The organism is Sphingobacteriales bacterium, assembly GCA_016719635.1.
Taxonomy (GTDB): Bacteria; Bacteroidota; Bacteroidia; order Chitinophagales; family JADIYW01; genus JADJSS01.
In genome coordinates this window covers 346,851-367,784 of sequence record JADJYT010000001.1, presented here as the reverse complement: position 1 = coordinate 367,784, position 20,934 = coordinate 346,851, and the positions used below count along the sequence as shown (strand labels likewise).

The window sequence follows — 20,934 nt, the reverse complement described above, 5'->3', positions numbered from 1 at the left end:
TCGATTCAGTAACTATCAATCAGGTTTCTTTAACAAACCCATCTAATAGCCTTACCGTTATTGTTACTGATACGACTGATTTATTGAGGGTAAATAATCATACATCAGCACATTTTAGTACGGTTACATGGACAGTAAATAAACTGGTTACTGGCGTTAAGATCAACAGTATCGAAAGTAAAATGGAATTCTCAATTTTTCCAAATCCGAGCAATAATAATATTACAGTTAAGGCAACTTCTGATAAAAAGAATAGCGCTATAGTTGATATTATAGATGTTAATGGCAGAAATTGCTACCATTTTGAAGATCAAAATGCCAATAAAAATGAATTTCAGTATGATATAAATCTTTCTTCTTTTGCAAGGGGCACTTATTTTTTAAGGTTGCAAATTGGTGATGTATCAGATACCAGAACATTCATAAAGCACTAATATAAATACAAAAGACTCAAATGGCTAATTGCAGCATTTATAGTATATGTGTCTAACTGCTTTTACTCATATTTCACTACAAATGCATCTTTGAATCTATCGGATAAGGTTGATTTCAATGCATCTGCATAAGCTCTGTTCTGAAATTTTCCGACCAGTAATTTATAGACCGTCTTGTCCTGTAGTTTTACCTGTTGAACCGCCATCGTCTGTTTATACTTCGCTTCCAGTTCTTCTATCAACGCCAATACGGCATTCATGTCTGAAAAAACGCCTAACTGCAGGCCGAAAAAACCTGTTTTGGTTTTGTCTATGTTTGTAATTACGAAATATGGGGAACGGTTCGTAATGGCATTGTCTTCAATTAAATCTGTTGACTTTAACGGAGGATTTTTACCCTTGTTATTGGCCTGGTAGGATGTAGTTGCAGGCGCAGTAGCCGTTTTAGAGGCGGATGCTGATGTATCCTCTTGCTTAAGAACGCTTACATTGTTATTTGAACTACTATCGTATTCCTGAATACCGTTTTGTTGTGCAATATCGGCGGTGCTCTCGAGCAAATCGGTTGAAATGGAACCTGGCTCCACCACTTCGAGCTTCACATATGCCGTTCCTTTATTTCTGAACCCCAGCAGTTCGGCCGCTTTAGTGGACACATCCACGATTCGCCCCTTTATAAATGGGCCTCTGTCATTCACTTTTACATAAACGGATTTATTGTTTTGTGCATTCGTGACTTTAAGAATGGTACCCAATGGTAAGGACTTGTGTGCAGCAGTCAGTTTATTTTGAGAATAGATTTCACCGCTGGCGGTTGGTTTTCCATGGAAATTAACTCCGTAATAGGACGCTGTTCCAAACTCAACCTGCGCGTTTGCAATACAGAAAGGAATAACAATAAGCAAAGAAATAACTATCTTTTTCATGGCAACTATTGGTTTATTGAACTTAGCTTTTGCCTAAAAAGTCCTTTGCAAAGGTACTGCCGGCTTTTTACGGCTCTGTTAAGGCAGCAGAGAGTTGCATTAAAGGTTCGGTTAAAATTGCGTGTCCTCCCTTGTAAAATATATGTGAAAATGTTAACCCAGTGTTAATAAATGTTTTCATTACCTCTTCCAGCCGCTCCTTTGAAATAAACTCATCTGCGTCGCCTACCAATAAATAAGGAGAGAATGAATTCAGCTTTTCGATTTGATTAAAACAGTCGTTTGGTATACTTCCTCCCCAAAAAACTATACGGTTCAACCTATTAGAGGTGTTAACCGCCCATCTGGCAATGGTAGATGCACCCTGAGAGAAGCCTAAAGCAACGATTTTAGCGTCTGTTTGTGAAATTAATGTTTGGTAAACGTTATCCAGGTATAAAATGTAATCTGATATTTCATTTTCCCGGTCTTCCGTTGTCATCCAGGATGCCCCAACCCGGCCGGTCATATCTTTCAAATAAAACCGGTTTAGCGCCTCCGGAACAACCACGTAATGTTCATCCGGATTCAGTTCTTCAAATTTTTTGATAAAATATTCCGCTAAGAATCCATACCCGTGTGCCACAATCCAGATTAATCTAGTCTTAGGCGATAAAACACCGTGTGTAAAAACACGGGCAGTTTTAGAGGTGGTGATTGAATGTGTTTGTACCATGATTGTAGAAAATGATGTTCCAAAATACTTAAAACACTCAATATTTTTTAATGTTCCGTTTTTATGCCTTACTTTTATAGCGACCTACAATGAAAGATTATAAAAGATACTACATCCTGCCCGAACCGCCTGAAATGGTATACCTGGCATTGACAAATCCTGCTATTATCCGTCTTTGGACTGGTGATGAGGTGGAGATGAAAGCGGAACCTGATACAGAGTTTTCATTATGGGATGGCAGTATTACCGGAATGAACCTGGAGTTTGAGCAAGATAAGAAAATTGTGCAGGAATGGTATTTTGGCGAACAGGCTGAGCCGTCTATTGTTACTGTTTTACTGCATGAACACAAGCAGGGAACTTCCGTAGAACTGCGCCACACCAATATCCCGGATGAAGATTACGATGCTATTGTAGCAGGCTGGAATGACCAGTATTTTGGTGCGTTGACTGATTTTTATGAACAGGGGTAAAAAAACAAGTAAGACTCTTCTTTTATGGAATATAAGGATATTATCATTGAGAATAATGGACAGATAACTACGATTGTTCTAAATCGCCCTAAGACCTTGAATGCGCTGACTCCAAATCTCATCCGGGAGTTGAAAAATGCCTTGCAGGAAATTGCCGTCGATACGAATTGCAAAGTGTTAATAGTAAAAGGAGCAGGCAGGGCTTTTTCAGCAGGGGTGGATTTAAAGGCTATGAATGAAAGCCTTATTGACGGGCAGTTTACAGCAGACCAGATTATTAAAGACGGTAATGAGATTGCATGTCTGCTTCGTAATATGCCGCAACCGGCCATTGCTCAGGTGCACGGACATTGTTATACCGGCGCAACCGAACTGATGTTGTTCTTTGATTTGATTGTTGCTGCAGAAGATGCCAAAATAGGAGACACACACGCCAAATGGGGTATTATGCCCACCTGGGGTATGACACAGCGGTTACCCAGATTGGTGGGTGTGATAAAAGCGAAAGAGTTGTCCTTTTCCTGCAAACCCATCACCGGAAAAGAAGCTGAGAGAATCGGGTTGGTAAACAGGGCTGTAGCATCGGAAGAACTGGAGAATGCAGTGCTGGTATTGGCCGGTGACATCCTGCAAAATTCAGCCCAAACCATTGCCGCTATGAAAAAACTCTACAATGACGGAATGGATACCACGTTGGCGGAAGGATTACAGATTGAAAGCAATTTCAAAACAGAGATAACCGACAGGACAGAATTTCTCAGAGGATTTGAGAAAAATAAATAATGGACAGGAATGTCAGGCTATTTCCCCTTTCTTTAAATCGACTGTTATTTCTTGTATTGGTAGACGGTAACTCCTTTTGGGTTGATCAGCCGGATATCTTCTCCCTTTTCAACAATCGCGATTCCATTCTTAAAGACAGCATGTCGGTCATATTGCGGTTCGATTACAAATTCGCCTTTGGGATTGATGAATCCCCATTTTGAAAAATCCACTTCCACCGCAGCTGAATATTCATTGAAGGTATGAGCATTGCTGTATTGCGGCTGTATGATCCAATCACCTTTTTCATTGATATATCCCCATTTATCCTCCACATTCCGTGCCGGCGCCAGTCCGTTTCCAAAATTTCCTATTTTACTGAAGCCTTTAAGAGAAATGGCGGATTCATGTATATCCATTAAATTCCATTCACTAAATACGGTTTTCTGGGCTCCCAATACTTTACCGGTATAATCCGTCAGGCTGTAATAGGTAGGTTTGATAACAAATTTGCCCGTTTTATCTATCAAGCCCCAAAGGTTTTTCTGTTGTGCCTGCGCATAGCCGTTTTTAAATTCATAACAAAGCTGGAATTGCGGCTGGATAACCATATTGCCTTTTTTGTCTATATAACCCCATTTGCCATTCACCTGTACCCTTGCAAGCCCTTCACTGAAATCTCCTGCTGCGGAATAAGTAGGTGTAATAACAAAAACACCTTTTGTGTTGATATATCCTTTAGGAGCTGATAGGGCATTATCTCCCTTTGCAGCCACCGCCATTCCTTCCGAAAAGTTACCGGCATAACAATATGTCGGTGGGATGACCGGTTTTCCAGCGGGATCCACAAAACCGAATTTTCCGGCATTCATATAGAAAAACAAGGCGTCATTTTGAGCGGAGAGGAAAAGCCCTGTCGAGCATAAAAGAATTGTAAGCAGTTTTCTCATGTATAATTATTTCAGATAAAATTAACAGATTTAATGAATATCAGTTGTTATTTTAGGTCAAATTTTATCCCCTGCGCCAATGGCAGGTCGCTTCCATAGTTGACAGAACTGGTTTGTCGGCGCATATACGCTTTCCATGCATCCGAACCGGACTCCCTGCCGCCACCTGTTTCCTTTTCACCTCCAAAAGCCCCGCCGATTTCTGCACCTGAGGTACCTGCATTCACATTTGCTATACCGCAATCTGACCCTGCTGCAGACAGGAATAATTCCATTTCCCGCATATTTTGAGTCATTATTGCGGATGATAATCCCTGAGGAACTGCATTTTGCAATGCAATGGCTTGTTCTAATTTGTCGTATTTTAACAGGTATAAAATAGGGGCGAAGGTTTCCGTCTGTACAATTGGCAACTGGGTATCGACTTCCGCTATGCACGGTCTTACATAACAATTCGATTCATAGTTTTTTATAGTTAAAACCTCACCTTCCACTATAAATCTGCCGCCTTGTTCTTTACAGGCGTCTATTGCCTTCAGATAGTTGCTGACTGCATGAGTATCAATTAATGGTCCGACATGGATACCCTCTTCTAATGGATTTCCCACTTTCAGCTGGCTATAGGCATTAATTAATTGTTCCTTAAAATGCTCATAGATAGACTGATGTACTATTAACCTTCTTGTAGTGGTACAACGTTGCCCTGTGGTGCCGGTGGCACCAAATACGGCACCGGCAACTGCCAGTTTCAGGTCTGCATCCGGTGTAAGGATGATGGCGTTATTGCCACCCAGTTCCAGTAAACTCCTGCCTAAACGGGCAGCCACCATTTTTCCTACCTCTTTACCCATTCTCGTAGATCCGGTTGCGGAGATAAGCGGAATGCGCTCATCACCTGCCATCCATTCACCTACCTGCCGGTCGCCTGTTATCAGGCAGGATAAACCTTCCGGCAGATTGTTGGCTTTTATAACCTTTTCTGCTATTCTCTGGCAGGCGACAGCCGTCAGAGGCGTTTTTTCAGAGGGTTTCCATATACATACATCACCGCATACCCAGGCGAGTATCGCATTCCAGCCCCAAACGGCTGCCGGGAAATTAAAAGCTGTGATAATGCCCACAATTCCCAATGGGTGCCATTGTTCATACATCCGGTGATGTGGGCGTTCGGAGTGCATGCTCAATCCGTATAGCTGGCGGGAAAGTCCGACGGCAAAGTCGCAGATATCTATAATTTCCTGAACTTCCCCTAAACCTTCCTGCAGGCTTTTGCCCATTTCCCAGGAAACCAATCTGCCTAAATCATCCTTATGCCTTCTGAATTCGTCGCCCATCTGTCGGATGATTTCGCCTCTTTTGGGTGCCGGCACCATTCGCCAAACTATAAAAGCCTCCTGTGCCCTTTGGATAACATCTTCATAAGCGTCTTTGCCGGTGAGTTGCACAGAGGCAATCTTTTGACCATCAACAGGAGAGAAAGAGTCGAGTAAAACAGCCGTTTCTATCCATTGTGTTCCGGTAGAGGTGCCTGAATTGATATCTTGAATGGTTAAATTTTTCAGGAATTGCATAGAATGATTGTTTAGGAAAGTTCTAAATCTGTTTCAGTTGGTAAAGTTAATAAAATGTGAACTGTAACGCTCTATTTGAAAGATTAAATAAGTATATTTTGATTAGTGTGTTTTACATCATAGCTTTGTAGTACAAAATAGATTTATGAACTTATTATTCTTATTAGAAGCCGGAGGTTCATCCGGAACAGGTTTGCCAACCCTGATTATGATGGCGTTGATGTTTGTGGTATTTTATTTTTTCCTTATACGTCCGCAATCCAAAAAAGCAAAAGAGGCGCAAAATTTCATTGACACGCTAAAGGCCGGTGATAAAGTCATCACCGTAGCCGGTATTCACGGAAAAATAGTTTCAGTAAACGAGGAGGATAAAACGTTTTTAATCCAGGTGGATGGCCCGACCCGATTGAAAATAGAGAAATCTGCCATCAACTCTGAATTGTCTAAACCGTTGAACGCGGTTGCTCAGCCTGCATAATTTTTTTCACCCTGTACAGAACAGATTTGCCGGGGTAGTTTTTTTTTAATTTTTTCATGTTAAAGGTGGGTATAACAGGTGGAATTGGAAGCGGTAAGACGACCGTCTGCCGAATCTTTGAAACCCTCGGTGTATCCGTGTATTATGCAGATGACAGAGCTAAAGCTCTGATGAACAAGGATGAAAACATCCGAAACAGGGTGATTGCACTCTTTGGTATGGATGCCTATCTAACGGACGGTCAGCTTAACCGGAAATATATTGCAGAAAGGGTTTTTCAGAACCAGCCATTACTGGCACAATTGAATGCTGTTGTTCACCCTGCCGTCTTTAATGATTCCCAGCAGTGGTTTATGCAGCACGAAGATAAACCTTATACGCTCTACGAAGCGGCGATTCTGTTTGAAAGCGGCAGCCATCTTTTTTTAGATAAAACCATCACCGTATTTGCTCCGTTGGAAGAGAGGGTTGCCCGGACGATGAAAAGGGACAAAGCCAGCAAAGAGGAAGTGATGGAACGGGTGGCTAAACAACTGCCGGAAGAAGAGAAAATCAAGAAGGCTGATTTTGTGATTTACAATGATCACTCGGCACCGTTGATAGGGCAGGTGTTGACAATTCATCAGCGATTAATTGAATTATCCGGATAGAACTTTTTAATTTCGTTGTACGTTATACTCTATAATTCTCTGACTTAATTTTAAAAAATGACTGAAACAGTAAACTGTCTGATAATTGGTGCAGGTCCTGCGGGATATACTGCCGCGATTTATGCTGCGAGAGCAAATCTGAAACCTGTATTATATACCGGACTGGAGCCCGGAGGCCAGCTGATGACCACTACAGACGTGGAAAATTACCCGGGCTATCCAGATGCGGTAACAGGGCCGAAGATGATGGATGATTTTCAAAAACAGGCGGAACGCGTAGGAACGGAAGTTCGGTTCGGATTGGTCACTAAGGTTGATTTCTCCGGAAAAATACATAAAGTGTGGGTGGATGATGAAAAAGAAATCCATGCCAATGCGGTGATTATCGCTACGGGTGCCAAAGCAAAATGGCTGGGTATCCCGTCTGAAGAAAAGCTGAACGGCCGTGGTGTATCAGCCTGTGCCGTATGTGACGGTTTCTTTTATAAAGGAAAAGAAGTGGCGATTGTAGGGGCCGGAGATACGGCCTGTGAAGAGGCGCTCTATTTATCCAATCTCTGTCCGCAGGTACACATGATTGTCCGGCGTGACAAAATGCGCGCTTCCAAGATTATGCAGGAAAGGGTGCTGAAGACACCTACTATTAAGGTCTACTGGAACAGCGAAACCGAGGATATATTGGGAGAGGAGAAGGTAGAAGGGGTTCGTTTAAAGAACCATGCCACTAATGAAGTGACAGAAGTTAAACTGGAAGGCTTCTTTGTGGCTATCGGTCATAAACCCAATTCGGATGTTTTCAAAGGATGGCTGGATATGGATGAAACCGGTTATATCATGACAATTCCGGGTTCCACCAAAACCAATGTCAGTGGTGTATTTGCCGCTGGTGATGTGCAGGATAAGATCTACCGTCAGGCTGTCACCTCTGCAGGTTCAGGCTGCATGGCGGCTCTGGATGCCGAGCGCTATCTGGCAGAGCATTTTCATTAATGCAATAAATATCCCACTATCCATCTTCCGGCCACCGGGGATTGCTTTGGCCAAAGCGCCCGCTGGATGTAAGTGTCCTTAAAAATCAGACAGTTTAAAAATAGAGTTTATTGTTGGTTTAATAAATCAGTAGAAAAAATTACAGGCCGCTCATCTTTAGAGCACTGACAGCGGCTTCCACGCCCTTATTACCATGTTTGCCGCCGGAGCGGTCAATGGCCTGTTGTTCATTATTGGGCGTCAGTACGCCGAATAGAAACGGAATATCAAATTCGATGTTCAAGGTTTGCAGCGCATTTGCCACTGAGGTATTGATATAGACATCATGGTCGGTTTCCCCCTTGATAACACAGCCCAGGCAAATCACAGCCGCCAGGTGGTGTGTCTGAGCCAGTTTCTTTCCGGCAAAGGGCAGTTCAAAGGTACCGGGTACAAACTGCACATGGATGTCCTTATCCAAAACGCCGTGTTGCAGCAACGTTCCCACACAGCCCTTCAGTAATTCAAAGGTGATATGCCTGTTCCATTCAGCCACTGCAATCCCATACGCCTTCCCGTTGCCATCCGGCACTTTGAGCGTGTCGTAATCGGAAAGGTTTTGAAGTGCAGACGCCATAGGTTAGGTTGAACTGTTAGATAAATCGCTGTGGCAGATTACAAGGTTTCCGCCTCCAGTTTTGCGATGGAAATTTCAGAGAACATGCCCTCCTGAGAATTCGGGTAGCCTGTCTTTAATTTCTTATACAATTCCAGTGCTTCTTTTTTGTTGCCTTTTTGTTCGGTGGCCAATGCGGCACGGTACAGATAGGTAGGGGCGGTCACTTCATTGTCTGCAGCATCCGCCGCTTTTTTGTAGTTGTCAATAGCCTTATCCATCTGGTTTTGCTCTGCATAGGCGTCGCCGATACAGCCGAATTTGCGGGCGGTTAATACAGCATCATCCGTGCTGAAATCTTCCAGGTATTTGATGGCTTCGGCATATTTGCCCAATTTCAGGTTGCAAACGCCCGCACCAAAGGTGGCTCTGTTGCCTGCAGCGGTTCCGCCGTATTGTTTGGCGATGGCTTCAAAGCCAAGGTGTGTGCCGTCGCCTTTCAGCGCAAGGCTCATGGAGTCAGAGTCAAAATAGCGTTGTGCATATACAATCGCATCTTTAGCCTTGGTTTCTTTGGGGCCTTTGATGAAATTGGTGTATCCCCACCATCCGCCTGCGCCAATCACTAAAACGGCTGCAACGCCTAAAATAATGTTTCTGTATTGTTCGAAAAAGTATTCGGCATTGCTGAATACTTCCGTCAGTTTTTCGTTTCCTTCTTTCAGAATATCGTGTTCGTTGTTTGTACCTTTTTTCTTTGACATACTATTTGCTTTAAAAAACAGAGCGCAAAGGTACAATTTTTGGCGGATTTATAAAAATTTTTATCCACGAAAGTGAGACAATTGCCGTTTCCCCTTTTTGGCTGTATATTTGGACGATGTCTGTGAAGCCGCTGCATATCCGCCAGATCAAGCTATCCAATTATAAGAATTATACATTCGGTATGTTTGAGTTTTCCGAAAACCTGAATCTTATTGTAGGTAATAACGGGGTAGGGAAAACCAACCTGTTGGATGCTGTCTATTACACCTGCCTTACCAAAAGCTACCTGACTTCCACGGATATCATGGCGACGAATTTTGACAGCGCTTTCTTCCGGATAGAATCCAGTATTTTATTAGATACAGATAATCAATTACTTGAGATAAAATACTTAAAGCATGAAAAAAAAGAGGTTTTTCTGAATAAAGCCAAAATGGAGAAACAGGCGGAGTTTGTCGGAAAATTTCCCTGTGTCATTATCACCCCGGATGATAATCAGCTGATTCTGGGAAGCAGCGAACAACGCAGAAAGTTCATGGATGCTACGATTGCCCAGTTTTCACCGGAATATTTAACCAATCTGATTTCATACAACAAGATTTTGGCGCAACGCAATGCCCTGCTGAAGTCCTTTTATGAGAACCGGACATTTGACAAAAACCTGCTGGACGTATATAACGGGCAGTTGATTGCATGCGGCAAGCTGATTGTTGTATACCGGAAATCATTTCTGGAACAGTTTCTCCCGCTTTTTCAGGCAGCCTATAGGCAGATCTTTGACGGACAGGAGCATGTAAGTATCACTTATGAATCTGACTTATTAGAAAATGGTTATGAGCAGGTTATACTAGAGTCATTGCAACAAGACAGGAATGCCCAGCGCACGACCAAAGGAATCCATACCGATGATTTACGGTTTGAGCTGAATGGGTATCCGGTGAAAAAGACAGGTTCCCAGGGGCAGCAGAAAACCTTTCTGCTTTCTCTCAAGCTGGCGCAGTATGAATTGCTGAAGACGCAAAAACAATTGTATCCTTTGTTGTTATTGGACGATATTTTTGATAAATTGGACTCCAATCGTATCCGCAGGATTTTTGAACTGCTGAACAGCGATTGTTTCGGACAGGTGTTTATCACGGATACCAATGAAGCGGTCATCATGGAATTATTGGAGGAACATGGTATTCAGGAATTTAAAATAATACGGCTTGGCTAATTACAGAAACAGCAGATTTTTGACCTTAAAGGACGTATTGCAGGATATGATTCACGAAATGCGTATCGGCAATAAGATGGACGAAATGAAGGTACGCAAGCACTGGCACGAGTTGATGGGCAGTTATATCACCAACCATACCACACGTATCTTTTATAAACAGGGGAAGTTGTTCGTCTATCTGGAATCATCCGTACTGAAGCAGGAATTGTTTATGGCAAGAGAAAAGATTATCACGAGCATGAACCAGCGTCTGGAGGAAAATCTGATCAGGGAATTAATCATCAGATAGATAGAGGGTACTTATAAACGTATCAGAAAATCTTATCAAAAATATTGACTGACTTTGTTTAATTTTGGAACTCAATTACAACAGAATTGTTATAACTTATAAATACAACTAAAATGGCAGTAGAAATCACAAACGATAACTTTAAAGAGAAAGTACTGGACACCAAAGGGGTGGCTTTAATTGATTTTTGGGCAGAATGGTGCGGCCCGTGCCGCCTAATCGGCCCGGTAGTGGAAGAATTGTCCAAAGAATATGATGGCAAGGCTACCATCGGCAAACTGAATGTAGATGAGAACCGCGATGTGGCTGCACAATACGGCATCATGAGCATTCCAACCTTACTGTTTTTCAAAGATGGACAGTTGATAGACAAACATGTCGGTGTAGCCTCCAAAGGCGACCTGAAGAAAAAACTGGATGCCGCCATCGCTTAAATAACGTTATATGTTCAGGCCGTAAGTAATTTTTTTTTACTTACGGCCTTTTTATTCTTATTTTTCTGCCAGTTATGTCCATTCAACAACAGGATTTCTTTCAATTTGACCAGCTCGACCTGCTTGCCCGGCAGGTGGTGGAAGGTTTTATCATCGGATTGCACAAAAGTCCTTACCACGGATTTTCGGTAGAGTTTGCCGAACATCGTTTGCACAACGTCGGCGACTCTATCAAGGATATTGACTGGAAGGTTTTTGCCCGAACGGAAAAATTATACACCAAGAAATTTGAAGAGGAAACCAACCTCCGGTGCCAGATAGTCATTGATGCCTCTTCCTCTATGTATTTTCCGATGGAAAGAGAGAAAGGAACACTCAACAAAATAGAGTTTTCCTGTCTGTCTGCTGCGGCATTGATGTACATGATGAAAAAGCAGCGGGATGCGGTTGGAATAACCATATTTGATAAGGAAATCAACGTGCAAACCGGTGCGAAGACCAATGCCTTGCATCATCAGCTGCTGATGAATGAATTGTACAAGTTGTTATCCAATGCCTCCATCCGGCAATCTACATCGGCGGCGAAATGCCTGCATCAGGTGGCGGATTCTATACACAAGCGCTCCATGGTGATGGTATTCAGCGACATGCTCGACAGTCTGGATGAGAATGAAATTTTTCTCGCCTTGCAGCATCTCAAACACTGCAGGCACGAAGTGGTCTTGTTTCATGTAGTGGATAAAGCGAAAGAAATTGAGTTCAATTTTGAAAACCGCCCGTACAAATTCGTGGATATGGAAACGGGTGAGGAGCTGAAACTGCAGCCCAATCAGGTGAAAGGTCTTTATATTGAAAAGATGACGCAACGCAAGGCCAACCTGAAACTCAAATGCGCACAATACAAGATTGACCTGGTGGAAGCGGATATAAACGAGGGATACAAATCAATTCTGACATCTTATCTGGTCAAACGAAGCAAGATGATTTAACATCATCTGTTTAAAAGGCACCTCAGCATGCAGCTAAACTACAAGAAATTCGGTGATAAGGGACCCGCAGTTATCATATTGCACGGATTGCTGGGTTCGCTGGATAACTGGCAATCTATAGCAAAAATGCTGGCAGAAAAGTATCAGGTATTTATTATCGACCAGCGCAATCACGGGCGTTCGCCACATGCGGAAGAGATGAGTTATGGAGTGCTGGCAAACGATATAATGGAATTTTGTCAGCAGCAATATATTTCTAAAGCCTCATTTATCGGCCATTCCATGGGCGGAAAGGTAGCTATGGTGCTCGCATTGAATCATCCGGATTTGGTAGATAAATTAGTAATTGTCGATATCGCACCTGTCTACTATAAAGGTGGGCACGAGTCCATTCTGTTTGCTATGGCTGAAGCACCTTTGCATGCCACTACTGACCGTAAAGGGATAGACGTGTTTTTAGAGAAAAGGATTCCTGATTTTGGTGAGCGTCAATTTGTATTGAAAAACCTGAGCCGCAGTGAAAACGGACAGTTAAGCTGGAAATGTAATTTGGAAGCGCTAATTAAAAATTACAGGAATCTAATGCTGTTCCCGGCTAATTCCGGTGTCTCCGATAAATCTGCATATTTTATTAAAGGCGATACTTCGGATTATATCAATGAAACCAACTGGAAGGAGTGTCTGCAATTTTTCCCCAAAGCCGTGTTGATATCGGTACCTAACGCCGGACACTGGGTGCATGCGGAAAACCCGCAAGGGTTTTTATCACCGCTTCAGTCCATTTTATAAAAATAAACCCCGGCTTCGGCCGGGGTTCAACACGCAAATGTTTATCGACAACTCTCTGTGAATAGAGATACTTAACCCGAAGCCGATAATTACCATTAATTATACCCTTTGTAGTTTGCGAATTGTTTATTGTTTTTTGTTTTTAAGGTCCAGTTGCTGGTGCTGCTTTGCTGGTAGGGGTATTTGCCCTTGTTTACGGTTGGCCAGGTTCCGCATCCGCTGCTCATGCTTCTGCTGCAGGAGCTTGTACCCAGCAGTATTACTCCCAGCAAGAGAAATAATGTTGAAGGCACTTTTAACGCTTTTAAAAATCCGGGGGTTGTTTTTGTTTCATTGCCGGCTGCTGCACGGTTCATCTCATGCGAGAACGTTGTGCAATTTAAAGTTCCTGTTTTCATAGTTTTAATTTTTTAGTGGTTTGTTTTTTGATGTTGTAAAGATTGACCATTTCAACGGATCACGGTCCGATAGCTGAGTAAATGGAGCAACGGATGAGTAAATGGTTATTAAAATTGAAAATTTGTACCTTTACGGCATGGTTAAGAAAATTTTACTCATTCTCATTGCTGCCGTATTAGTGCTGTTTCTGTATGTTGCCATTGGCAGAAAAGATTTGACCTTATCTAAATCCTACGTCAAAGAGAAATACAAAGTATCCAATTCGCATTTCCTGAATTGGAACGGGACTGAAATTCACTATACGGAAGCGGGAAGTGGATTTCCTGTTTTGATGATACATGGATTTGGCGGCAACAACCGTGATTTTGTTCTGCTGGATTCATTGATCAATCCGGAATACAGAGTCATTCGGGTGGATTTGCCGGGTTTCGGATTGTCTGATTTTCCTGACATAAAGGAAGAAGACCCAGACTTTATTAAAATCTATGGAGAGTATTTTAATTTTCTCATGGATACCCTGCACCTTGATTCATTTTATGTAATCGGCAATTCTTTAGGTGGATTGATGGCATGGAATCTTACAGTGGAACATCCGGGTAAAGTAAAAAAACTGGTATTGTTCAACAGCGCCGGCTATGATATGAAAGAAGTGATCAAATCAGCCAATGCGAAGGTGTTTAAATACGGCCTGGTCAAATTATTATTGAAAAATGGTATTCCGGTGTTTATGACAAAAAGAGGAATCAGCAGGGTTTTCTATGATAAATCCCTGCTGACACCGGAACGATTGACGAGAGTGAATGAACTTTGGAACAGGGAAGGCAATCTTCCGCATATCATGCGGATGGCTTCCTCTGCGAAATACCTGGACCAGAGTTTAATTAAAAGGATTACCTGTCCCACACTAATTGTTTGGGGAAAACAGGACAAGATAGTTTCGCCGAAATATGCCGATCGTTTCCACGAAGATATAAAAGGCAGCCGCCTGATCGTGTACGACTCCTGCGGCCATGTACCTATGATGGAAAAACCACTGGAAGTAAAACGGGATGTGCTGGATTTCTTTCAGCATTAGTGGTCGCCGAGTGGACGTTTCTTGACCATGCCACCTTTTATATCTTTTACACTTTGGGTGATGATGAAGGCGTCTTTGTCTATTTTTTCCAATTCACTGTACAGTTTACCCATTTCCAGTCGCGTGATGACGGTGTACACCACCTCGCTTTGTATATTTTTTTCGCCTGTTTTGCCGGTGCCTTTTTTTTGTACATAGATGGTATAGCCGCGCTTCAATACGTTTCTGATCATTGCCTGAATTTCCGATGAATTGGGCGAAATGATGGTTACCCCAAAATACTCTTCGATACCTTCCACCACGAAATCAACCGTCTTGGAGGCGGATAAATAAGTCAGCATGGCATACATGGCCGTCTCGATGGATAGGAAATAGGCGGCAAACGAAAAAATAATAACATTAAAGACAAGTATGACATCACCAATGGTGACTCCTAATTTTCTGCTTAAGAAAATAGCCAGCACTTCCGTTCCATCAATTACGGAGCCGCCCCTGATGGCCAACCCGATGCCAGCTCCTAAAAAGAAGCCGCCAAAAATGGAAATCAGCAGCTTGTCGTGGGTGATTTCAGGGAATGGTACGGTTGCCAGCACGATGGAAAGCCCGATAACAGATAGTGTTGTCTTGAAGGCAAAATTTTTATTGATTACGCGCACTCCCAGTAGGATGAAAGGGATATTGACCGCAATTATTAAGATGGAGATAGGTGCATCCGTTAACTCAGTTATCAGTAATGAAATGCCTGTTGCTCCGCCATCTATGAAATTATTGGGTAATAGGAATCCTTTCAACCCAAAAGCTGCGGAGAAGATGCCGAACAGGATAAATGCAATATCTTTTAAGATCCTTTTCAGGGAAATAATAAAATCCTCTATTTCGTCTTCAGGAAGATTTTTAGGGTCATTCGCTTGACTTTTCCTGTTTCGGTGTAATAGAGTATTGGCAATTACCTTTGTCAGTATCGGATTCATAATTAAATTTTGATGTTTATTAAAATACGATATTTTTGATACAAATTCAAATTCAATTTGATGTCTTAATGTTTTCGAAACCTCGGATGGTGTAACGATAGCGACTCTCGCAGGTATTGCTGGTCTAAGTGGGTGTAGATTTCAGTAGTGGTTATGGATGAATGTCCCAACATCTGCTGTACTGCCCGTAAATCAGCGCCGCCTTCGATAAGATGTGTGGCGAAGGAATGCCGGAAGGTGTGCGGGGATATGTTTTTGTTTAAACCTGTTTTTTGCGCCAGTTTTTTAATCACTAAAAATACCATCACTCTGGATATGGGAGTTCCCCTTTTGTTAAGAAATAATATGTCTGAATATTTTGGGTATTGAGGTAATTTTCTCCGGACATGTTCCCTGTAGATGTCAATATTTTTCAAAGCTTCACTGCCGATAGGCACCAGCCGCTCTTTGTTGCCTTTTCCGATCACACGGATAAATCCCACGTCTTTGTAGATATGCGATATGCGTAAGTTGATCAGTTCTGTCACCCGAAGTCCGCTGCTGTATAAGGTTTCGAGCATCGCTTTGTTGCGCACATTTTCGTCCTTGCTCAAATCCAAAGCACCGATAAGCTGTTCTATTTCTGCAAAAGACAAGGTGTCCGGCAGTTTTTTAGCCAATTTCGGCCCTTCCAGTAAAGCGGTAGGGTCCTCTTTGATATAATCGTCAGTAATCAGGTATTTGTAAAACGCCTTCAAACCCGAGATGATACGCGCCTGACTTCTGTCACTCAGACCTAAATCATGTAAATGGGCAATGAAATGTTCTAAATCATCCAGCTTTAAGTCATCCGGTGCCGCTGATTTTCTTTCAATATCCAGATATTGCTGAAGCAATGCAACATCGTGCAGATAGGCTTCCACTGAGTTGGCAGATAAGGACCTTTCAATTTTCAGATAGGATTCAAAATTCTTTATATAATGTTTCCAGCCGGACATACGTTCATTTTGACAAGATACAAGAATTTTTACGCATTGGAAACTTTAAAAAACATATCGTACTTTGCAATGAAATAAGTAACTTTATTATACAATAATAGTATGAAGAAAATTATCATCCTAAACGGACCCAACCTGAATTTGTTAGGTAAACGTGAGCCATCTGTTTATGGTTCTGAAACTTTTGAACAATTCTTAGCAGAAATGAAACCAAAATACGCTCAGCTGGATATTGAATATTTTCAAAGTAATGTGGAAGGTGAGTTGATTACCAAATTACATGAAGTCGGCTTCACCCATGATGGCATTATACTAAATGCAGCCGGTTATAGCCATACGTCCATTGCCATTGCGGATGCCATCCGTGCCATCAAATCTCCGGTAATTGAAGTGCATATCAGCAACACATTCGCCAGAGAATCTTTCCGGCATCATTCTTATATCTCTCCTGTATCCAAAGGTGTCATTGTTGGATTTGGCCTGAAAAGCTATGAGCTTGCTTTGAAGTATTTTGTATAACTTTTATGAAAGCAGTTTTATCCCAAAGCAACCGTCTTACTTATGTGCATACCGAACACAACTGCAAGGTATCCCAGCAGGATGCTGAGTAAAATATATGCTGCCAGTGTAAAATAATTGTGCGAATGGAAAAGGTTGAAATTTTCCAGGGCAAAAGAGGAGAAGGTCGTATATCCGCCGCAAAATCCCGTAACCAGAAGAAACCGGTAGTCGGGGCTTAGTGTATGGTTTCTGTCAATGTATCCTATAAACAATCCGATTAAAAGGCATCCAATCAAATTCGCGGTAAATGTGGCCATCGGAAATACACTGGAATAATATCTGGCGGTGAGAACAGAAGTCAGGTAGCGGAATATGCTGCCTGTTCCGCCACCAATACCAACAAGTAGAATTTGCTTCAGCATGCTTATTCTTTTTTAAGCGTAATCTTTCTTTCTATACCGTTGTCAACTGCATTGCCTTTGCTGTCGAGCAGGGTCAGTTTAATGGTGTTTTCACCCATTGGCAGTCCTTCCATAAAATATCCCGCCCATTTGGTCAGTATAAATTCGTTTCCGTTGATTTCTGCCTTTACCTTATACCCGTTATCTGATAAATCGCAGTTCACGATATAGAAATCCAATAATACGGCATCTGTTTCCGGGCCTTTGTATTCTCCTTTCGGACGGCTGAAAAACAGCATTGGTTTTGTCAGGTCGGGTGCGGCATAACGGGCAACATAACGTGACTTGCCAGTGATGACGGATGTCAGCACATAGGCCTTTCTATTCTTGATACTTTCATGATAGGAACGCGACAGGAACGATAGCATGATATGCTGTCCATCCGTTTTCGTGCTGACGGTGTCGACGTTCTTGTATAATGCCAGATAAGGCTGGTTGTCAATGATGCAGTGTACGTGTTGTCCGCCGGCAGCATTCGCACAGGATTTTACACCTGCTTTGGAGCTTTGTTTTCCGAATTCGTAGTTGGCTGCTTTATAATCCAGGACAATCTTATTGGCATCCAGATCTTCCATAGATGACAGATAGGATTGCTCGAGGGTGGCATCTTCAAATTGTTCCGGTGAATATAATTCGGTAAGTGTGATACCGTCTTTAACGTATGTTTTCAATTGGGCTGTTTTTTCGGTAGTGCTTATAGAACTGGATGACTTCTTATTGCAGGCAATAAATACTGCAACCAACAAAAACGGGACAAGGAGGAAGTAGGATTTTCGCATGACATATTTTTCTTAAAGTTCCGCTTTTTTCTTCCATTTTTTCGAGAAAATAATGTGCATGAATGTTATTAATCCTAAAGTCTTTGCAGGCCGGCTTGTTCTTCAGGCGCTTGTAAAGCTCTTCGTAAAGGTAATGGGAGTTATTGGGATCGTTTTGGATATTGCGGCTGTTTATTTGCTGGATAAAGCGCGTTATCTTTTCAGGAAGAATAGATTTGATTGTTTTTCTCAGGTAATAGATGCTTTTGCGCTTGTGAACAGAGTCACTTTTCGGGATGTCAATTCCATATTCTTTAAAGATACCGCTGAACAAATAGCTGATATAAGATGACTGGTTCAGTTTGTCCTTATAGGATAATGAATACCAGTAGTCCACCCAGTCTTTATCCCAAAACGGCAGATAAAAATCCAGTCCGAAGTACTCATACACTCTCATGGAATTGACAATAAATTTAGACAGCCTGTTTTTAACAAGCCATTCCTGATAGCCGTTCCAGCTGTCATCATAAGCAGGCGTTTCGACTTTCAGATCGTGCTTATATTCTATGTGCGAGGATACGTTGACGGATGAAGCAGGTTCCAGGAAACTGCCAGCGATGATATCCTGACAGAATCCATTCATGACAACAGCATTTTGAGGCAGCAGATGATGTTTTTTCAAATAGTGCAGGGCAAAGAAATCCTGTTCATGCGGCAGGGAAGAGTAATGGTGATTCATATCGGAGTATGTTGCCCATTCATCGGAAAAATATTCATTTAATAATTCATTGGTGTATTCGATGAAATACCATTCTATATCCAGAATTGCAGCGACTTTCTTTGCAATGATGGTATCTGTACTGTCTTTTCTGCCATAGATAAAGCATTTCACATTAGTGCAATTATTCTTTTTAAGCAGCGCCAACAGATATCTGGAGTCATAACCGCCGGAAAGCGGTATGAAAATGGTTCTGTTGCCGGCGTATTGAATGATACGGTTTACTAAAGTCTTTTCGCAGGCTTCTAATTCGTTATTCCTGCAGATTTTATTTTCGTCAGACGAATGCCTGAAATGGTTCTTTATCCGCACAGCATGTTCTTTTGAGTCAATGACAGCGTATTCACCTGCTTGCAGCTGCCGGGTGTCACTGAGGAGTGTGTTGTTTTCAAGGGTACAGTAAACCTTTTTAAATGCGGCTGTTTCGGCGGTATTCCAATCCCCTTTAAAGTGTACTTCATCGGAAATGGTGATATGTTTATTGTCTTCTGTTATAAAAAGCGGGAAAGTGCGGATAATGTCAACAGCCAGGTAGATATGCCCATCTGTTTCTACAACAACTGAAAAGTGTCCGCTTAAAACGTTTATTCTCTGAATAAAATCAGTTTCACCGGTGATGTCTGAAAAATAGCTGGCTAATGCCTGCCCTTTATATAACGTCTCGTTAAACCAGGCGCAGCCAATCACATGAACTCTTTCAGTATGTGTCCATGAATAATAGAGTTGGTATGTCAGTCTTGTAGAAATCATTCAGCCAGTAATTTATAGCGTATGTAGTAAATCAGGTAAAAATTCAGAATAACCCCTGTTATGGAATATAATGCCATGGATATGTAAAAATCATTTAAATATCCGCCGGTAACAATGGATAGAATTCTTACAATGAACATAACAGCATTAAATTTCAGTTCAAACTGCAGCTTGTTTTTGATATCAATTAAGGACGAAACAGGAGAGGTGATGACATTTAAAAAGTACCATAAGATCAGGTACTGGCTGATTTTTCCGGCAGTTGCCCATTCACTGCTGAATAAAAATAAAAATAGCTGTTGACCGTAAAATAAAATAATCAATGAAGGAATAAGGCCCAGTAAGAAAGTGTAGAGCAGGATTCGCAAGGTCTCTTTCTTCAGCTCTTTATTGTCTAAGTTGCTGGCAATCTTGAAGTATACCTGTCCAAGGGCAGACTTGTACATGCCTGTAGGAGCATTCAGCAAACGGGTCGCATAAGAGTAAAAACCGACCATATTTTTTGAAAAGAAATATGTCAGCAGTATGGGGATGCTGTTTCGTGAAACATTATTCAGCAAGGATGACCAGGTTCCGTACTTTGGAAACTGGCCGTATTCTTTCCATATTTCTTTTAATTCGCTTAAATCAAATACTGGGCGGTAGTACCTCAGCAGAAAAATGCTGGCGGTTGTGATTCCAATCAGAAAACCATAGACCAGGGCGTGCGGTATTTTAAGAAATGCAATCAGAAGTGTAAACAATATCGTAACGATGACCTGCAGCAGCCGGAAAAGATTGATGGAAGCGTAATCACTTTTTTTATTCAGATAAACCAATATGGGCTGATGTATCCCATATGCCAGAACGGCAAATGGAAGCAGGATGTAGATAGTATAGTACAGCACTGCGAGTGGAATGCAGATCAACAGCAGTGCGACAAAGAACAGACAGGTAACGGTGAAAGAGGCATTGATGATTTTCTCAGAGTCTTCTATTTCTGCGGGCAGCATGACCGCAATGTCTAATTTAGCGTTTGTTACCTCTATCAGAATGAAAAGGATGGACGTAAATATGCCGAATTCCGCAAAATCATAGGGCGTAAAGAATTTGGGTAAAACTAAAGAAAACAGGAAATTGATGATCTGCACGGCGAGCAATCCCAGGAACAGAATGGAGAAATGTTTGAGAATCGAATTGCCGGAAGATGCTTTATTCATCTGTGCTAAGTTACAATTTTAAGAAATAAGAGCGCC

At 42.0% G+C, this 20,934-nt stretch carries 26 protein-coding genes; 13 read left to right on the top strand and 13 right to left on the bottom strand.

Translation table 11 applies throughout. The features are described from left to right. Positions 1-182 precede the first annotated feature (182 nt). On the top strand, positions 183-434 hold the full coding sequence (locus IPM95_01760) for a T9SS type A sorting domain-containing protein (GenBank protein MBK9328043.1): 252 nt from the start codon (positions 183-185) through the stop codon (positions 432-434). Between the two features lie 62 nt (positions 435-496). Here IPM95_01760 and IPM95_01755 read toward each other — a convergent pair whose 3' ends face one another. Then, positions 497-1,360 carry a septal ring lytic transglycosylase RlpA family protein gene (locus tag IPM95_01755; GenBank protein ID MBK9328042.1) on the bottom strand — a complete coding sequence of 288 codons (864 nt, stop codon included), beginning with the start codon at positions 1,358-1,360 and terminating at the stop codon, positions 497-499. 67 nt (positions 1,361-1,427) lie between these two features. Then, positions 1,428-2,075, bottom strand: a complete 648-nt coding sequence (locus tag IPM95_01750) for a dienelactone hydrolase family protein (protein ID MBK9328041.1) — start codon at positions 2,073-2,075, stop codon at positions 1,428-1,430. Between the two features lie 89 nt (positions 2,076-2,164). On the opposite strand from IPM95_01750, the gene IPM95_01745 reads away from it, so the two are divergent. Both IPM95_01745 and IPM95_01740 read left to right on the top strand, forming a co-directional pair. Then, positions 2,165-2,548: an SRPBCC domain-containing protein gene (locus IPM95_01745; GenBank protein ID MBK9328040.1), complete on the top strand. Its 384-nt coding sequence runs from the start codon at positions 2,165-2,167 to the stop codon at positions 2,546-2,548. Between the two features lie 24 nt (positions 2,549-2,572). After that, positions 2,573-3,331: an enoyl-CoA hydratase/isomerase family protein gene (locus tag IPM95_01740; GenBank protein MBK9328039.1), complete on the top strand. Its 759-nt coding sequence runs from the start codon at positions 2,573-2,575 to the stop codon at positions 3,329-3,331. Positions 3,332-3,375: 44 nt separating this feature from the next. Here IPM95_01740 and IPM95_01735 read toward each other — a convergent pair whose 3' ends face one another. Next, positions 3,376-4,260 carry a WG repeat-containing protein gene (locus IPM95_01735; GenBank protein ID MBK9328038.1) on the bottom strand — a complete coding sequence of 295 codons (885 nt, stop codon included), beginning with the start codon at positions 4,258-4,260 and terminating at the stop codon, positions 3,376-3,378. 47 nt (positions 4,261-4,307) lie between these two features. Further along, positions 4,308-5,831 carry an aldehyde dehydrogenase family protein gene (locus IPM95_01730; protein ID MBK9328037.1) on the bottom strand — a complete coding sequence of 508 codons (1,524 nt, stop codon included), beginning with the start codon at positions 5,829-5,831 and terminating at the stop codon, positions 4,308-4,310. A 145-nt stretch (positions 5,832-5,976) separates the two neighbouring features. On the opposite strand from IPM95_01730, the gene yajC reads away from it, so the two are divergent. The 3 genes from yajC to trxB are packed head-to-tail and all read left to right on the top strand — an operon-like array spanning position 5,977 to position 7,949. After that, positions 5,977-6,309 carry a preprotein translocase subunit YajC gene (gene yajC / locus IPM95_01725; GenBank protein MBK9328036.1) on the top strand — a complete coding sequence of 111 codons (333 nt, stop codon included), beginning with the start codon at positions 5,977-5,979 and terminating at the stop codon, positions 6,307-6,309. A 56-nt stretch (positions 6,310-6,365) separates the two neighbouring features. Beyond that, positions 6,366-6,959: a dephospho-CoA kinase gene (locus IPM95_01720; GenBank protein ID MBK9328035.1), complete on the top strand. Its 594-nt coding sequence runs from the start codon at positions 6,366-6,368 to the stop codon at positions 6,957-6,959. A 57-nt stretch (positions 6,960-7,016) separates the two neighbouring features. Next, positions 7,017-7,949 (top strand): thioredoxin-disulfide reductase, encoded by a 933-nt coding sequence (trxB, locus tag IPM95_01715; protein ID MBK9328034.1) that lies wholly within the window; start codon positions 7,017-7,019, stop codon positions 7,947-7,949. Positions 7,950-8,088: 139 nt separating this feature from the next. Here trxB and IPM95_01710 read toward each other — a convergent pair whose 3' ends face one another. Together IPM95_01710 and IPM95_01705 are read right to left on the bottom strand one after the other, a co-directional pair. Further along, entirely contained in the window at positions 8,089-8,565 is a 477-nt protein-coding gene (locus IPM95_01710; GenBank protein MBK9328033.1) for a 6,7-dimethyl-8-ribityllumazine synthase, read from the bottom strand. A gap of 38 nt (positions 8,566-8,603) precedes the next feature. Further along, the gene (locus IPM95_01705) at positions 8,604-9,308 is read right to left on the bottom strand and encodes a tetratricopeptide repeat protein (GenBank protein MBK9328032.1); all 705 of its coding nucleotides are present in this window, start codon (positions 9,306-9,308) and stop codon (positions 8,604-8,606) included. Between the two features lie 116 nt (positions 9,309-9,424). Between IPM95_01705 and recF the strand changes: the two genes are divergently transcribed. From recF to IPM95_01680, 5 genes are all read left to right on the top strand, one after another. Then, the gene (recF, locus tag IPM95_01700) at positions 9,425-10,525 is read left to right on the top strand and encodes a DNA replication and repair protein RecF (GenBank protein ID MBK9328031.1); all 1,101 of its coding nucleotides are present in this window, start codon (positions 9,425-9,427) and stop codon (positions 10,523-10,525) included. Between the two features lie 19 nt (positions 10,526-10,544). After that, entirely contained in the window at positions 10,545-10,817 is a 273-nt protein-coding gene (locus IPM95_01695) for a DUF721 domain-containing protein (GenBank protein ID MBK9328030.1), read from the top strand. Positions 10,818-10,930: 113 nt separating this feature from the next. Then, positions 10,931-11,251 (top strand): thioredoxin, encoded by a 321-nt coding sequence (gene trxA / locus IPM95_01690; GenBank protein MBK9328029.1) that lies wholly within the window; start codon positions 10,931-10,933, stop codon positions 11,249-11,251. A 74-nt stretch (positions 11,252-11,325) separates the two neighbouring features. Next, complete coding sequence (locus IPM95_01685; GenBank protein MBK9328028.1) at positions 11,326-12,240, top strand: DUF58 domain-containing protein; 915 nt, start codon at positions 11,326-11,328, stop codon at positions 12,238-12,240. Positions 12,241-12,267: 27 nt separating this feature from the next. Next, positions 12,268-13,029 carry an alpha/beta fold hydrolase gene (locus IPM95_01680; GenBank protein ID MBK9328027.1) on the top strand — a complete coding sequence of 254 codons (762 nt, stop codon included), beginning with the start codon at positions 12,268-12,270 and terminating at the stop codon, positions 13,027-13,029. Between the two features lie 95 nt (positions 13,030-13,124). Here the strand turns inward: IPM95_01680 and IPM95_01675 are convergent, their stop codons facing one another. Continuing rightward, entirely contained in the window at positions 13,125-13,427 is a 303-nt protein-coding gene (locus IPM95_01675; protein MBK9328026.1) for a hypothetical protein, read from the bottom strand. A 137-nt stretch (positions 13,428-13,564) separates the two neighbouring features. Here IPM95_01675 and IPM95_01670 point away from each other — a divergent pair, with 137 nt between their 5' ends. Next, on the top strand, positions 13,565-14,503 hold the full coding sequence (locus IPM95_01670) for an alpha/beta hydrolase (protein ID MBK9328025.1): 939 nt from the start codon (positions 13,565-13,567) through the stop codon (positions 14,501-14,503). On the opposite strand, the gene IPM95_01665 is transcribed toward IPM95_01670, so the two are convergent. After that, positions 14,500-15,474 (bottom strand): YitT family protein, encoded by a 975-nt coding sequence (locus tag IPM95_01665; protein ID MBK9328024.1) that lies wholly within the window; start codon positions 15,472-15,474, stop codon positions 14,500-14,502. The genes IPM95_01670 and IPM95_01665 overlap by 4 nt on opposite strands. Before the next feature lie 65 nt (positions 15,475-15,539). Further along, entirely contained in the window at positions 15,540-16,451 is a 912-nt protein-coding gene (gene xerD / locus IPM95_01660; GenBank protein ID MBK9328023.1) for a site-specific tyrosine recombinase XerD, read from the bottom strand. Between the two features lie 102 nt (positions 16,452-16,553). Between xerD and aroQ the strand changes: the two genes are divergently transcribed. Then, a complete protein-coding gene (aroQ, locus tag IPM95_01655) occupies positions 16,554-16,970 on the top strand; it encodes a type II 3-dehydroquinate dehydratase (protein MBK9328022.1) in 417 nt (138 codons plus the stop codon). 17 nt (positions 16,971-16,987) lie between these two features. On the opposite strand, the gene crcB is transcribed toward aroQ, so the two are convergent. From crcB to IPM95_01635, 4 genes are read right to left on the bottom strand one after another with little or no spacing between them, the layout of a single operon-like run. Then, positions 16,988-17,374, bottom strand: coding sequence for a fluoride efflux transporter CrcB (gene crcB / locus IPM95_01650; protein MBK9328021.1), 387 nt, complete (start codon positions 17,372-17,374; stop codon positions 16,988-16,990). A gap of 2 nt (positions 17,375-17,376) precedes the next feature. Then, entirely contained in the window at positions 17,377-18,084 is a 708-nt protein-coding gene (locus IPM95_01645) for a phosphopeptide-binding protein (GenBank protein MBK9328020.1), read from the bottom strand. Positions 18,085-18,127: 43 nt separating this feature from the next. Next, the gene (locus tag IPM95_01640) at positions 18,128-19,699 is read right to left on the bottom strand and encodes an asparagine synthase (protein ID MBK9328019.1); all 1,572 of its coding nucleotides are present in this window, start codon (positions 19,697-19,699) and stop codon (positions 18,128-18,130) included. Then, entirely contained in the window at positions 19,696-20,898 is a 1,203-nt protein-coding gene (locus IPM95_01635) for an oligosaccharide flippase family protein (protein MBK9328018.1), read from the bottom strand. Before IPM95_01635 ends, IPM95_01640 begins: the two co-directional genes overlap by 4 nt. Between the last annotated feature and the right edge of the window lie 36 nt (positions 20,899-20,934).

Bases quoted from the DNA above. Each gene is read 5' to 3' on its own strand.
- IPM95_01720 (MBK9328035.1), top strand. From the start codon at position 6,366: ATGTTAAAGGTGGGTATAACAGGTGGAATTGGAAGCGGTAAGACGACC.
- IPM95_01710 (MBK9328033.1), bottom strand. From the start codon at position 8,565: ATGGCGTCTGCACTTCAAAACCTTTCCGATTACGACACGCTCAAAGTG.
- IPM95_01745 (MBK9328040.1), top strand. From the start codon at position 2,165: ATGAAAGATTATAAAAGATACTACATCCTGCCCGAACCGCCTGAAATG.
- IPM95_01685 (MBK9328028.1), top strand. From the start codon at position 11,326: ATGTCCATTCAACAACAGGATTTCTTTCAATTTGACCAGCTCGACCTG.
- IPM95_01740 (MBK9328039.1), top strand. From the start codon at position 2,573: ATGGAATATAAGGATATTATCATTGAGAATAATGGACAGATAACTACG.
- aroQ (MBK9328022.1), top strand. From the start codon at position 16,554: ATGAAGAAAATTATCATCCTAAACGGACCCAACCTGAATTTGTTAGGT.
- xerD (MBK9328023.1), bottom strand. From the start codon at position 16,451: ATGTCCGGCTGGAAACATTATATAAAGAATTTTGAATCCTATCTGAAA.
- IPM95_01730 (MBK9328037.1), bottom strand. From the start codon at position 5,831: ATGCAATTCCTGAAAAATTTAACCATTCAAGATATCAATTCAGGCACC.
- crcB (MBK9328021.1), bottom strand. From the start codon at position 17,374: ATGCTGAAGCAAATTCTACTTGTTGGTATTGGTGGCGGAACAGGCAGC.
- trxB (MBK9328034.1), top strand. From the start codon at position 7,017: ATGACTGAAACAGTAAACTGTCTGATAATTGGTGCAGGTCCTGCGGGA.
- IPM95_01675 (MBK9328026.1), bottom strand. From the start codon at position 13,427: ATGAAAACAGGAACTTTAAATTGCACAACGTTCTCGCATGAGATGAAC.
- IPM95_01750 (MBK9328041.1), bottom strand. From the start codon at position 2,075: ATGGTACAAACACATTCAATCACCACCTCTAAAACTGCCCGTGTTTTT.
- IPM95_01635 (MBK9328018.1), bottom strand. From the start codon at position 20,898: ATGAATAAAGCATCTTCCGGCAATTCGATTCTCAAACATTTCTCCATT.
- yajC (MBK9328036.1), top strand. From the start codon at position 5,977: ATGAACTTATTATTCTTATTAGAAGCCGGAGGTTCATCCGGAACAGGT.
- recF (MBK9328031.1), top strand. From the start codon at position 9,425: ATGTCTGTGAAGCCGCTGCATATCCGCCAGATCAAGCTATCCAATTAT.
- trxA (MBK9328029.1), top strand. From the start codon at position 10,931: ATGGCAGTAGAAATCACAAACGATAACTTTAAAGAGAAAGTACTGGAC.
- IPM95_01705 (MBK9328032.1), bottom strand. From the start codon at position 9,308: ATGTCAAAGAAAAAAGGTACAAACAACGAACACGATATTCTGAAAGAA.
- IPM95_01680 (MBK9328027.1), top strand. From the start codon at position 12,268: ATGCAGCTAAACTACAAGAAATTCGGTGATAAGGGACCCGCAGTTATC.
- IPM95_01640 (MBK9328019.1), bottom strand. From the start codon at position 19,699: ATGATTTCTACAAGACTGACATACCAACTCTATTATTCATGGACACAT.
- IPM95_01665 (MBK9328024.1), bottom strand. From the start codon at position 15,474: ATGAATCCGATACTGACAAAGGTAATTGCCAATACTCTATTACACCGA.
- IPM95_01755 (MBK9328042.1), bottom strand. From the start codon at position 1,360: ATGAAAAAGATAGTTATTTCTTTGCTTATTGTTATTCCTTTCTGTATT.
- IPM95_01735 (MBK9328038.1), bottom strand. From the start codon at position 4,260: ATGAGAAAACTGCTTACAATTCTTTTATGCTCGACAGGGCTTTTCCTC.
- IPM95_01760 (MBK9328043.1), top strand. From the start codon at position 183: ATGGAATTCTCAATTTTTCCAAATCCGAGCAATAATAATATTACAGTT.
- IPM95_01670 (MBK9328025.1), top strand. From the start codon at position 13,565: ATGGTTAAGAAAATTTTACTCATTCTCATTGCTGCCGTATTAGTGCTG.